Source organism: Streptococcus cristatus (assembly GCF_019685515.1).
Classification (GTDB): Bacteria; Bacillota; Bacilli; order Lactobacillales; family Streptococcaceae; genus Streptococcus.
On record NZ_JABFFN010000001.1, the window covers coordinates 1,390,212 to 1,402,470 of the forward strand.

Sequence of the window (12,259 nt, forward strand, 5' to 3'; positions counted from 1 at the left end):
TTCCTCTTATTTCTCTAATTCTAATAATACGCCAAGGGCTGATAAGGCGTAAAGCGGTGCTGTTTCTGCTCTTAATATACGAGGTCCAAGACCTGCCAAAACAGCTCCTTTGGCTTCAAAACTTTCAATTTCCGCAGGTGATAAACCACCTTCTGGACCAAAGATAAAGAGCAATTTGGCTCCTTTTTCAAGGTCACTAACTGCTTGTAAAAGAGCAGCTGATTCTCCTTCTTTAGCCGACTCTTCGTAGGCCACTACGATAGAGTCAAACTGGTCAAACTGAGCTAGAAAATCTGCTTTTTTCTCGAAAAGCTTAATACTTGGGACCAGATTTCGCTTGCTTTGTTCTGCCGCTCCAAGGGCGATTTTTTCTAGTTTTTCAACCTTTTTACCCAACTTCTTACCATCCCACTTGGCGACTGACCAGTCAGCAGGAAAGGCCCAGATCTGGCTGGCACCCAGTTCGGTTACTTTTTGAGTGATAAACTCAAGCTTGTCTCCCTTGGGAAAGCCTGATGCGATGGTCACTTGGATGGGAAGTTCGACATTGTCAGCTAATTCTTGGACCAACTCAAACTGACGGTTTTCCACATCCAGAACGCGCGCCAAACGCTTGATACCATCCTCAAAGACCAAAACAACCTCATCGCCTTCTTTCAGGCGCATAACCTGAAACATGTGTTTACCGGTTTCCTTGTCCTCAATGGTGACAGGAGAGCAAGCACTTCCTTTGACAAAATACTGCTGCATGCTAGCCTCCAATCACACCTGAAATATCCTTGGTCTTCTTGAAAACACAGGCATTCCATTCCCCTTGAATCATATGGGTTTCAAGGAAAAATCCAGCTGACTCAGCCGACTCGCGCACCATGTCCCACTTGTCCTTGATAATGCCACTCATGATGAGGTAGCCTTCATCCTTGACCAAACGATAGGCATCGTCTGTCAGATGAATGAGGATATCCGCCAAGATATTGGCCACAATGACATCTGCCTCAATCTCCACACCCTTGAGCAAATCACCTGGCGCTACATGGATGTTTTCCATGCCGGGATTGAGCTCAATATTTTCCTGAGCAACCCGAACTGCCACATCATCTAGGTCGTAGGCGAAGATTTCCTTGGCACCAAGCAACGAGCTAGCAATGGAAAGTACTCCTGAACCAGTACCCACATCTAGCACCGTTTCGCCACCACGAAGAACCTGCTCCAAGGCAAAGAGGCTCATCTTAGTGGTTGGATGCGTCCCAGTACCAAAGGCCATACCAGGATCTAGCTTGATGATCTTTTCTCCCACAGTCGCCTCATAGTCCGTCCACGACGGCACGATGGTCAAGTCATGAGTGATACGAGCTGGCTCATAGTATTTCTTCCAGTTGTCTGCCCAGTCTTCCTCAGCCAAGGCAGTCGTGCCAACCTTGATCTCTCCCAAATCCATAAAATCCGTCAATTCTGCCAGACGAGCCTGCAAGTTTGCCTCAACCACTGCTACATCAACCGTTTCGGGATAATAGGCTGTCACCACGATTTCTTCTTGCTGCTCAACCTCTGGGAAAATCTCGCCAAAACGGTCGACATTCCCCACATAGTCCATGCTGTCTTCGATCGCAACACCTTGCGCCCCCAGTTCAATCAAGAGATTAGAGACCAGCTCCTCCCCCTCACGCTTCACTGTAACTTTTAACTCTTGCCATGTTTCCATATTTAAGATACCAAGCCCGTAAAACACAAAGCCAAAATAGGAAACTCTCTGAAGACGCTTGTGTCTAAGAGAAGTTTATCTTTTTGGCACAGTGTTTAGGGCGGGTTCAGTTTAGAAATGTAACCGAACCATCCTTTCTATTTGTCAATCAATTTTTTCATGTAAACCATATCCATACCTTCTTTTTCAGGCTCGATATGAGTTTGACGGTAGCCATTTTTCTCATAAAAGGCGACCATCCCCGCATCCTGTAATACCGTACACAAATCCCACTGTTTAATAGTCGGAAATTCCTTTTCCAACAATCTGAGTCCTTCCGAACCATAACCCTTTCCTTGATACTGGGGCAAAATCGCTGCCGTTCCCAACCAGGCCTCCGTCAACTCTTCATTGGTCTGAACTCGTAAAAATCCGATATTTTCTCCCTTTTCTTTCACAAAGTAGTAATAGCTATTGGGACGCTCAACCAATTTCCACTTGATTCGTTCACGATCCTCGAGATAAGGATCATACTCATCCTGGTATTTTTCATAGACAGCCTTAAAGCTAGCTCTTTGAATTGCAATTACGGTTTCTAAATCCTCTGCTCCTGCTCGTTCAAGTCTAATCATACTCTCCCTCCAAATATTCCCTCAATCTCCCCTGCAACTGGGGCACGACCTTATCTGAGCCAAGAAATTCCTCAATGCCCATCAGTTTGTAGCCCTGCCCTTCGTCACCAAAGACGATACTATCAAACTGTTCCTGCCTTAACTTGCCAACTAAAAAGACCGACTCCTTCCCCTCAAAAAGCATACTTGGGTACACCTTACTCCAAAGCAGACAATCTTCAGTCAAATGAATCCCTAGTTCTTCATAAACTTCACGCGCTGCGCATTCAAAAGGACTTTCATCCTCTTCACGGCCACCACCTGGCAACTCCCACATATTTGGACAGGGAATGCTTGCCTTATCATCGCGTAAGATAGTCAAAAGCTTATCCCCACAAAACAAAGCAATCTTGCAACCTGTAAAATCAGAAATCTCTATTTCCATATCAGACTCCTAGTATCTCGGATAAGGATAAAACTCTCCCTCTTCCAAGCCTGCTTTCCCTTCTTCAAAGACTTCTTGGTTCCATTCCATGACAAACTCTTCTGCTTCTGGATCTTCCAAAAAGTCCATGAGCGCATCCAGCCCAACCTCGGCAGTATCTTTTAGGAAAAGCGCAAAATAAGCTAAAAACTCGCGAGAGAAACCTTTCTTAGGTAGATAAGGGATGACCGTTAAATAGTCTTCTTTATTGATTGTTGACTTGGCAGGATTGTAAAAAAGCACTGCTTCCTCAAAGAGGATATCATCTGATGACACTTCTCCGTCTTCATCCACTATTTCCACACCTATAGCGTTTTGCGCTTCCAATAGAAAACTCACTTCAACCGCGTGGTTGCGCTTGTCCCAGCTAATCTCATAGTCAAAGGGAAAGTTCTTATCCAACTCTTCCTCTAAAACATCTAAAAATCCATATGTTGCCATTTTGTCCTCTTTCTATGCGGCTCTTAAATCGCCCCGATTACTCAGAAATATGCTAAAATAGATACTACCATCTTACCACATATACATCAGAAAATCCATGTTAGAAAGGACTGCTATGCCAGACAATCTCGCACTTCGCATGCGCCCAAAAACCATCGACCAGGTCATCGGTCAGGAGCATCTGGTCGGACCTGGGAAAATTATCCGTCGCATGGTGGAAGCCAATCGTCTGTCCTCCATGATTCTCTACGGACCTCCAGGAATCGGCAAGACCAGTATCGCCTCTGCCATCGCTGGAACGACCAAGTATGCCTTTCGGACCTTTAACGCGACAGTGGATAGTAAAAAGCGACTCCAAGAAATCGCAGAAGAAGCTAAATTCTCTGGTGGATTGGTCCTACTACTAGACGAGATTCACCGACTAGATAAAACCAAGCAAGACTTCCTTCTGCCACTCTTGGAAAGTGGTCTGGTTATCATGATTGGGGCGACGACTGAAAATCCTTTCTTTTCTGTCACCCCAGCCATTCGTAGCCGTGTTCAGATTTTTGAATTAGAACCCTTGTCCAATCAAGATATCAAAGAAGCCATTCAAACAGCTCTCAGCGAACCTGAGCGTGGTTTTGATTTCCCAGTTGAGCTAGAGGAGGATGCACTGGATTTCATCGCGACCTCTACAAATGGAGACCTCCGTTCTGCCTTTAACTCACTGGACTTAGCCGTTCTCTCTACCCCCGAGAATAACAGGGGCATCCGCCACATCACTCTTGATATCATGGAAAATAGCCTGCAACGGAGTTACATTACCATGGATAAGGATGGGGACGGTCACTACGATGTCCTCTCAGCCCTACAAAAGTCCATCCGTGGCTCGGATGTAGATGCCAGTCTCCACTACGCTGCCCGCTTGATTGAAGCTGGTGATCTGCCCAGTCTCGCTCGTCGCTTGACTGTTATCGCTTATGAAGATATCGGCTTGGCCAATCCTGAAGCGCAGATTCATACCGTAACTGCTCTAGATGCTGCACAAAGGATTGGCTTCCCAGAAGCCCGCATTCTCATAGCTAATGTCGTCATTGATCTGGCCCTCTCTCCAAAATCCAACTCAGCCTATGTGGCGATGGACAAGGCCCTTGCTGATCTTAAAACATCAGGGCATTTGCCTATCCCTCGACATCTGCGTGATGGACATTATAGCGGTAGCAAGGAATTGGGCAACGCTCAAAACTATCTCTATCCACACAACTATCCTGGACACTGGGTCAAACAAGACTACTTGCCAGAAAAGATTCGCAATCATAGCTACTTTTCACCAGAGGAAACTGGCAAGTACGAACGGGCCTTAGCCCAACGTAAGGAAACCATTGATAAATTAAGAAACTTGTGAAATCCTTTTCAAAAAAAATAAATTTTCCTCTTGAATTTTTTAAAAAAAGTGGTATCATATAAATATAGAAACGCTGTGGTGTACGACTTCACACTTAAGTGTTGACCGACTATTTTTTGTATTATTAGGGAAACAAAAGTCTTCTAACAGCATGTAGGCCGTCTCACACGGAAACAGCTTCAGTTAGAGCGAGTTGCCCACCTGCTTAATTGCGCGGGTTCAATACAAACCGTGAAGTTTCGGCACCAATACAGCTTTTTTCTTTGCCTCCTTAGCTCAGCTGGCAGAGCAGCGGACTCTTAATCCGTGGGTCACAGGTTCGATCCCTGTAGGGGGCATCTAAATACAACAGGAAAAGCCTTGATAACCAAGGCTTTTTTGCTTATCTATAACTGATTTGCCTCATCATTTGCCCCACTTTTAAATCTATCTTTTCTTTTTGAACCAAATTACATCTTAACAAATAGTGTAAAGCCAGTTACTTTTGCTTTGATGCCATACAATATTTTCATGTAGAGAAGACAAATTTTATCTTCTCTTTTTATTTTCAAAATAATAAAAACTGATTTTCTTTTCATGAATCAGACTGAAACTTCCAAATTTTCCATTTAGTTTATTGACATTTCCTCTAAAAAGGTGTATAATATTTTTATTATCAAACTATACTATACTATATAGGGGGTATTGAAATGAAATTTTCTAATCGTTTACTGCTATTCCTTGCAGGAGTTGTTTTTGTCCTTTTAGGACTTTTCCTATTTACAAACCCAGTAGCTAATCTTGTTGCTTACAGCTGGTGGATTGCATTTGGTTTACTGGTTTCTTCTATAGCAGCTATTTTAGGCTATTTCTCTGTACCAAAAGAGCTTCGCTCACCAGCTCATCTTTTCCAAGGGATTGTTAATCTTCTCTTAGCTCTTTACCTCGTTGCCTATGGCTTTGTGACGCTGCCAGTTGTCATTCCAACTATTTTAGGAATTTGGTTAATTGTAGAAGCCATTATAGCTTTCTTTAAAGGCAATCGTCTGGGATTGATTTTCCCTATTATTGGCAACCATATCATGTGGATAGCGTTGCTTGCATTTTTACTAGGTCTAGTGATTTTGTTCAATCCAGTAGCTACAAGTGTCTTTGTCGTTTATGTCGTTGCCTTTGCATTTTTAATTGTTGGTTTCACCTATATCCTTGATGCCTTTCGTAAATAATCTAGCTGCCATTTTGGGCATATTAAAATAGCTGGGAAGTTACATTCTCAGCTTTTTCTGTTGCCTCCTTAGCTCAGTTGGTAGAGCAGTAGACTCTTAAGCTATGGGGCGCAGGTTCGAGCCCTGCAGGGGGCACATCTAAATCAACAGAAATAAGCCTTGAAACCAAGGCTTTTTTTAACGTCTAATAGCTTTTTGTAGAAAAGTATTTAAAAATAAAAGAGAAGAGAATCTCTCACTCTCTTCTCAGTATATCTTATTAAATTTAGTTTTTCTTAATCTACCTGATTTTCCTTTGCAACGACAAATTCTTTAACCAGTCGATAGATAACAGCAAATACGGGGGTAAAGAATATCATTCCAAGTAGTCCGAAAAGATTCCCTCCAATACTAGCAGCCGCAAGCGTGAAAATAGCTGGCAAACCAATAGACTGACCTACAACTCTAGGATAAATAAGGTTTCCTTCAATCAGCTGTATAACTTGATATAGAAGAAGAGAAAGTAAGGCTTGAGTAGGACTCACTGTGAAGATAAAAATCGCTCCCACAACACAAGCAATCATAGGCCCTACATAAGGAATGAACGATAGCACTCCTGCAAAGATACCTGTCATTACTCCATAGGGTATCCCAAACACGCTGTAACCAACCGCTATCATAACTCCTATGATAACTGCTTCAATCAGCTGACTCATCAAAAATTGGTCATAAGTCTCTAGTGCTACTTGTCCAATGTAAGTCAACTTTATCACCACCTTCTCTGGAAGAAAAACTTTTAGAAGTCGACTCGTCATCGCTGCCAAATGTTCCTTACTGGATAAAAATAAAAAGGTGAAGACTATAATCAAAAAGGCATTCATCAAACTTGAAAAAATATTGCCGATATTACTAGTCAGACCTGATAAAAAACCTATCAAAGCTTGGCTAATAGAACTAGATTGTCCCTGTATGCCTGATACGATAGTTGACAACATGTCTTTGGTTACAAATTCCGAGCTGCCTAGCAATTTCCCAAGTTGAGTAAGGACTGTTGAAAGGACTGTTCCCAGCTGACTAATAGTCTGGGCTAGGGTTGGCAGCACCAAAACCAAAAGAGCAATCACGATTAAGATAAGAGCTAGGAAAACAAGTACCATGGCAATCGGACGACGCAACTCTGCCTTTACCTTCAATTTAACTAAGTACTGTTCAATTTTTTTCATAGGAACATTAAGCACAAAAGCAATAACAGCACCATAAATCAAGGTTGATATTACATCAAAGAGAGAGATTGCTCCTGATATAAAGCTCGATGCATTCAGAATTACAAGAGCAACCAGCCCTATAAAAAGTATTAACGGGGTGTATTTTTTTACTAAGTTCATAAATTCTCTTTAATAAACATGTTTAGATACGACTATACTATTTGGTTTTTCAAACTCTCGATTAAGGTAGGCTTGGTAAGTTCCTGGAGCGATAAATCCTTTGGGTGAGAGGATATCGGTGCCAGCCTGACCGACTATGGTATCAGCCAAGAGCACACAGTTTGTAGATAAGACAAAGTAGGATTTAAACTTAGATTTGATAAATTTATAAAGTTCCCCATCTGTCTCATGTCTGATTTTATAAGCGTAGGTGTAGTCTTCCTTACCATCACCTGTCATGATTTTATCTGCACTTGGCTCCCATGGAATCGTCAGTTGTTTCAATTCAGCCAACTTTTTCTGAACTGCTTTTTCCATTTCAGGCGTCAAATCTATCCCATAACCAAAAAGCGTTTTTTGACTCTCACGTTTACATAGGTCAATGTACTTGTCACGATCACAGAAATATAAGACACCATCTCCTACCATGCCAAATAAGGTCTCAGAAGACGGATCATAGTTGCCATAAGAAATAACACGGCCTTGATAGCAGATATCCACATGACCAATAGCTGAAAACAGGGAGGTCTCAGCTGTATGAACAAAAATTTCTAGCTCTGCTGTCTTACCAGACTTCACTATTCCAAGATGGATATCTTCTTCCTCATCAGCATTTTCCAGCATAAATTTGTTAATTTTTGCTAAAGTTCTTGCAGGGATGAGAGCGGCTAGGACAATAGGTAAGCTAATTCTAATGCGACGTTTGAGATGGTTTTTCCCAATTTCCTCCTCAAACAAGAAACCATCACGGATATTGGACACACCATAAAGGAAAAAATAAGCCCCTAATACAAAGAGTTGAAAGACAGAATTTCCTGTAGAGGACAAAAGACTAGTCCCACCAAGAAAAACTAGTACGAGTCCATCTAGTAAGAGACGAAAACGAGGTCGAATTTTGTTTTTGCGGTAGAGAACATAGGTGACAAGGTTAATACTAGCATGAAAAATCTGATAAACTCCAATCACAAGAGCCAAAATATAAATCGGCACATCCGTCGCAAGATTGGAGCCAAGCAAATATCCCAGCACTAACAATTTAACCAGTGCAACTCCCAAGGTGTCCGTTGACTGACTTTTTTTGAAAATACGTAATACTAAATCTAAGACCGTTGCTATCCAAGCTAAAAACAGAACCAGTCGAATAACCTTTACTGGCAACCAAGTCCCCGTGACCATCAAGATGAGACCTAGCAGAACAAACAAGAACCCCTGAGCAAGTAATTTCTTACCTGTCAGACCTAAAGATAGAATTTTCGCCATATAAAAACCTTTCAACAATAAAAATTAAACACTCCGATTAAACTGACTAGTAAATAGCCAACACTACAAACAGCCTGTGCCAGCAACATATGGTGACTAGAAATGACTGTAGTAATGTCACCATCTTGTCTTATGCACTTCTAAAATTTGTTATATTGATTAGAAACCAGAGCTTATAAAAACTAGCTAAACTCGAGAGATAGACACAATTGCGACGAAAAAATGTATAACCAATTCAACTTGTTAAGGTAAGAAAGCATTATTTCCAATCTATTAATTATTCATCTATTACCTATTATGACACAATATTCCCTATAGTTCAACTTTTTACTTGTTTTTATATTACACGGACTAAAAAGTTTTCAACAGTTGATTGCATGTGTTTTAATAAGTTTTAACCTTTCTTGGTTAGATAAAAAAAGAACCATACAGTTTAGAATCTGTATGGTTTTTGCCCCACTTTTGTCCCATTTTTAAATCATGACATTGAAAATACCTAAAATCACTTATATTTCAATATTTTTAATTGCTCTCAATATGAAAGTCCTTTCCAAATCCCTGTAGGGGGCATCTAAATCAACAGGAAAAAGCCTTGATTTACAAGGCTTTTTTGTGTAGTCTTAGCACTAAAAACGATAGAAAAAGCGGCCCTTCTGTACTGACCCCAAAAGTTGGACAGAAAAAACCTAACTTTTGTGGCGCAGTTCATTAGCGCCACATAAAGTTATTTAAGCATCTCCTTTTCTCTCATTACCATTTTCTGTTATAATAAATTGTACTTCTAAAATAGAAAGGTCTTAAGATGACAACTCTTATTAAACATAAACGTGTAGAATTTTCAGAACTTTTTTATGACTTAGTTTTTGTTTTTGCAATTTCAAAAGTAACTACTTTAATTGAGCATCTTCATAACGGTATTTTGACTTGGAATTCTTTCCTTGATTTTTTCATGGCTGTTTTGGTTCTCACTGATTCATGGATGATTCAAACCGTTTATACCAATCGCTATGGAAAGAACTCTTTATTTAACATGGTAATCATGTTTATCAAAATGGGACTTTTACTCTTTATAGCCAATATGATGGGACCTGATTGGCAACAATATTTTCATTATCTTTGTTGGGCTGTTGGTACATTAACCTTTACCTTATTTTTACAATATTTGGTTGAATTTTTTAGAAAATCAACCGATAATGTTGAACGGGAAAGTATCAAAGGTTTTCTATGGATAACAGGTCTAGGAAGTTTAGGAGTCTATCTAGCAGCTCTTCTTCCTATTTACGTTGGAGTCTCTGTCTTATTTGCTAGTATTCTGCTAACATTTATTATGCCAATTATCTTGCTTAGTAAAGATAAGCATTACCAGGTAAATCTCCCCCATTTAATCGAGCGCATCTCCCTTCTTGTCATTATTACGTTTGGAGAGATGATTATGGAGCTAGCTAACTTCTTTACAATCGAGAATTTCTCGATTTATTCGGTTCTTTATTTCATTATTATGCTTTCTCTGTTCTTGTTTTATTTTGGTCAATTCGACCATGCTATTGATGAAAAATCTAATCAAAAGGGACTATTTCTAATTTACAGTCACTATCCTATTTTCATTGGACTTATTATGATGACTGTATCGATGAGTTTTCTTCTGAATCCTGAAGCTAATCTTCTCTTTGCAACCATCTTCTCTTATATCGGATTTGGCCTCTTCCAAGTTGCTGTCCTAGTAAATGGGCCCTATAACAAACACTATCTTCGCTATTCGAAAAGTTACTACTGTGTCCAAGCGACACTCTATCTGGCTGCCTTGATTCTCTCTTTAATCTTTGCTTCTAATCCTATAATAGTAGTGAGTATTACAACCATTTTAGCTCTAGCTATAGCCATTCATTTTATTTATTTTTATGTGACACAGAATAAAAAATATTCCAAATCTAACTGGGGGTTCTTTTAATGAGTTTATAACATAAAAAAGCTTTGGGAACCAAGGCTTTATATGATATCAATCACCGACCACGAAAATGTTTAGCTTACAGAACTGCTAGTGAAGCTCTAGAGGATGAGTTCGAGTAAATGTTGCACTTATTCTTGCAATTTATCATTTACTTGATGCACGAACTCGATATTTTTTTCGTTAATTTGTTTTTGCCCCACTTTTGCCCCATTTTTAAATCCTGACATTGAAAATACCTAAAAGTATTTCCCTAAAATCAGCTATATTTCAACATTTTTGATTATTTTCAATATGAAAATTCCTTACAAATTCATGCAGGGGGCATCTAAATACAACAGGAAAAGCCTTGGAACCAAGGCTTTTTTGTGTCCCCCCTACTTTTATTCCATCAACGGATGCTCAAGCAACGGATGCTCAAGATATATTTTATGTGTAAAAAAATTCTTTTGCCCCTCAGTGATACAATCATTTTACTCAATTACAAACAGATCAAAAGCAAAAGACTTAGCTCTATTTCATACAGAACTAAGTCTTTTATTTAAACAATCTAATATTTCCTCTTCATCTCAATCAACTCCAGACATTTATCTAGATCTACATCTCGTTCAAAATGTGCAGGAGTCCAAGGGACTTCTATATCAGGAAGAACACCTTTGTCCGTCATCCCTTTGCCTTTATCTATAGCCAACCAGCGAGAAGTTGGGAACATCAAAAAGTAATCATCATAATCCACCTTGCAACAATTTGAGTAGTCTAAAATACCAAGCGTTGGACGGCCGATAATTGTTACTTTCTTAAAATTCTTCATCATCTTGACAAAATTATCTCCTGATGATGCACAATAAATATCTGACAAAACAAAAATCTGCTCTGGATAGTGACCACCCCTAACACCTGGGAAAAGCTCGTCTTGATCATCCTGATACCGAACATAGCCTTTCCCTCGATTTTGGAGTAAATTATTACGAAAATCTTCAAGCAGTTTCACCGTATCAGGACTGATATTTTCTTGTTGCAGCCATGTTTCAAAGTCTTTTAAGCGTCGATCGACATTTCCTTCTGTATAGAGAATTTCCATTCCATCATCCTGTAAATCAAGAGTGTCATAGCCTTTCCCTTCCTCCAAGCCAAGATGTAAGAGCGGAAAATACAAAGAATCCGTGCCCCCATTGTTGTAACGGACATCTATAATAAGAGTTTCTGTCTCAGTAATCTTCTGCAAACACTCTTGGTATAAACGGTTAATCGCTTCTTCATCCATAAAATTATCTAAGCGTATATAGAGGATATCTGACTCCAACTCTTTCCAAAAGATCTGAGCTTTTTGAGCTTGCTGGCTAGCACGAACTGCAATAGACATCTCCTGCCCATCTCGCAAGACGGTCACTTGCTCTGCCATCAGTAGCAAATCTGCCCATTCTCGGTATCGTCTTTCTGGAGTCAGACTAATAAAGTAATTTTGGTGTTGCAAAGCTACTTGCTCCAAACTCATCCCGTCCAGACTGAGGATTCGATCCCCCACTTGGAGGCCTGTATCTTGGTTTGCTTCCTCGACAAACATTTCCTGCTCACTTATCCTCAAAAGAAAACCTTTCGGACCTGATTTTTTATCATGGAAAGAAATATGCCCAATAATCCCAAAACTAGCAAGATAAGTCCTGACTTGATAAAGAAATTCTTGCTCAGTCATATCATCTGTAATCTTTTCTAGAAAAGGCTGAGGGTTGCACCCTTTGCGATCTTTTACTGTAGATGAATCATGTGTCATAATCCAAACAATGTCTTTAAAAATATCTGTTTTTTTCATACGAGCCATTCCTTCTACCTTTAAAATAGTAT

The 12,259-nt window shown here is 40.0% G+C and carries 11 protein-coding genes and 2 tRNA genes; 5 read left to right on the top strand and 8 right to left on the bottom strand.

The window, feature by feature from the left end; translation table 11 throughout:
• Positions 1-6: 6 nt before the first annotated feature.
• The 5 genes from FOA33_RS06680 to FOA33_RS06700 form a co-directional block, all read right to left on the bottom strand.
• Positions 7-750, bottom strand: coding sequence for a 16S rRNA (uracil(1498)-N(3))-methyltransferase (locus FOA33_RS06680; RefSeq protein ID WP_221161067.1), 744 nt, complete (start codon positions 748-750; stop codon positions 7-9).
• A 1-nt stretch (position 751) separates the two neighbouring features.
• On the bottom strand, positions 752-1,702 hold the full coding sequence (prmA, locus tag FOA33_RS06685) for a 50S ribosomal protein L11 methyltransferase (protein WP_221161068.1): 951 nt from the start codon (positions 1,700-1,702) through the stop codon (positions 752-754).
• Positions 1,703-1,839: 137 nt separating this feature from the next.
• Complete coding sequence (locus tag FOA33_RS06690) at positions 1,840-2,313, bottom strand: GNAT family N-acetyltransferase (RefSeq protein WP_221161069.1); 474 nt, start codon at positions 2,311-2,313, stop codon at positions 1,840-1,842.
• Positions 2,306-2,737, bottom strand: coding sequence for an NUDIX hydrolase (locus FOA33_RS06695; RefSeq protein ID WP_221161070.1), 432 nt, complete (start codon positions 2,735-2,737; stop codon positions 2,306-2,308). Before FOA33_RS06695 ends, FOA33_RS06690 begins: the two co-directional genes overlap by 8 nt.
• Before the next feature lie 9 nt (positions 2,738-2,746).
• Positions 2,747-3,217, bottom strand: coding sequence for a DUF3013 family protein (locus tag FOA33_RS06700; protein WP_221161071.1), 471 nt, complete (start codon positions 3,215-3,217; stop codon positions 2,747-2,749).
• A gap of 115 nt (positions 3,218-3,332) precedes the next feature.
• Between FOA33_RS06700 and FOA33_RS06705 the strand changes: the two genes are divergently transcribed.
• The 4 genes from FOA33_RS06705 (at position 3,333) to FOA33_RS06720 (ending at position 5,944) form a co-directional block, all read left to right on the top strand.
• On the top strand, positions 3,333-4,604 hold the full coding sequence (locus FOA33_RS06705; protein ID WP_221161072.1) for a replication-associated recombination protein A: 1,272 nt from the start codon (positions 3,333-3,335) through the stop codon (positions 4,602-4,604).
• A 265-nt stretch (positions 4,605-4,869) separates the two neighbouring features.
• Positions 4,870-4,942 (top strand) — tRNA-Lys (locus FOA33_RS06710).
• A 351-nt stretch (positions 4,943-5,293) separates the two neighbouring features.
• Positions 5,294-5,809: a DUF308 domain-containing protein gene (locus FOA33_RS06715; RefSeq protein ID WP_000672739.1), complete on the top strand. Its 516-nt coding sequence runs from the start codon at positions 5,294-5,296 to the stop codon at positions 5,807-5,809.
• Between the two features lie 62 nt (positions 5,810-5,871).
• Positions 5,872-5,944: transfer RNA gene (locus FOA33_RS06720), tRNA-Lys, on the top strand.
• Positions 5,945-6,084: 140 nt separating this feature from the next.
• Here the strand turns inward: FOA33_RS06720 and FOA33_RS06725 are convergent.
• Positions 6,085-7,173, bottom strand: coding sequence for an AI-2E family transporter (locus FOA33_RS06725; RefSeq protein ID WP_004193676.1), 1,089 nt, complete (start codon positions 7,171-7,173; stop codon positions 6,085-6,087).
• A gap of 9 nt (positions 7,174-7,182) precedes the next feature.
• On the bottom strand, positions 7,183-8,472 hold the full coding sequence (locus FOA33_RS06730) for a DUF308 domain-containing protein (protein WP_221161073.1): 1,290 nt from the start codon (positions 8,470-8,472) through the stop codon (positions 7,183-7,185).
• A gap of 802 nt (positions 8,473-9,274) precedes the next feature.
• Here FOA33_RS06730 and FOA33_RS06735 point away from each other — a divergent pair.
• Positions 9,275-10,420, top strand: coding sequence for a low temperature requirement protein A (locus tag FOA33_RS06735; protein WP_084944987.1), 1,146 nt, complete (start codon positions 9,275-9,277; stop codon positions 10,418-10,420).
• A 547-nt stretch (positions 10,421-10,967) separates the two neighbouring features.
• On the opposite strand, the gene FOA33_RS06740 is transcribed toward FOA33_RS06735, so the two are convergent.
• Positions 10,968-12,227 (bottom strand): S41 family peptidase, encoded by a 1,260-nt coding sequence (locus FOA33_RS06740; RefSeq protein WP_221161289.1) that lies wholly within the window; start codon positions 12,225-12,227, stop codon positions 10,968-10,970.
• Between the last annotated feature and the right edge of the window lie 32 nt (positions 12,228-12,259).

What these genes read in the sequence shown, in the direction of transcription:
- FOA33_RS06680 (WP_221161067.1), bottom strand. Translation starts at nt 750, where the DNA reads ATGCAGCAGTATTTTGTCAAAGGAAGTGCTTGCTCTCCTGTCACCATT.
- prmA (WP_221161068.1), bottom strand. Translation starts at nt 1,702, where the DNA reads ATGGAAACATGGCAAGAGTTAAAAGTTACAGTGAAGCGTGAGGGGGAG.
- FOA33_RS06690 (WP_221161069.1), bottom strand. Translation starts at nt 2,313, where the DNA reads ATGATTAGACTTGAACGAGCAGGAGCAGAGGATTTAGAAACCGTAATT.
- FOA33_RS06695 (WP_221161070.1), bottom strand. Translation starts at nt 2,737, where the DNA reads ATGGAAATAGAGATTTCTGATTTTACAGGTTGCAAGATTGCTTTGTTT.
- FOA33_RS06700 (WP_221161071.1), bottom strand. Translation starts at nt 3,217, where the DNA reads ATGGCAACATATGGATTTTTAGATGTTTTAGAGGAAGAGTTGGATAAG.
- FOA33_RS06705 (WP_221161072.1), top strand. Translation starts at nt 3,333, where the DNA reads ATGCCAGACAATCTCGCACTTCGCATGCGCCCAAAAACCATCGACCAG.
- FOA33_RS06715 (WP_000672739.1), top strand. Translation starts at nt 5,294, where the DNA reads ATGAAATTTTCTAATCGTTTACTGCTATTCCTTGCAGGAGTTGTTTTT.
- FOA33_RS06725 (WP_004193676.1), bottom strand. Translation starts at nt 7,173, where the DNA reads ATGAACTTAGTAAAAAAATACACCCCGTTAATACTTTTTATAGGGCTG.
- FOA33_RS06730 (WP_221161073.1), bottom strand. Translation starts at nt 8,472, where the DNA reads ATGGCGAAAATTCTATCTTTAGGTCTGACAGGTAAGAAATTACTTGCT.
- FOA33_RS06735 (WP_084944987.1), top strand. Translation starts at nt 9,275, where the DNA reads ATGACAACTCTTATTAAACATAAACGTGTAGAATTTTCAGAACTTTTT.
- FOA33_RS06740 (WP_221161289.1), bottom strand. Translation starts at nt 12,227, where the DNA reads ATGAAAAAAACAGATATTTTTAAAGACATTGTTTGGATTATGACACAT.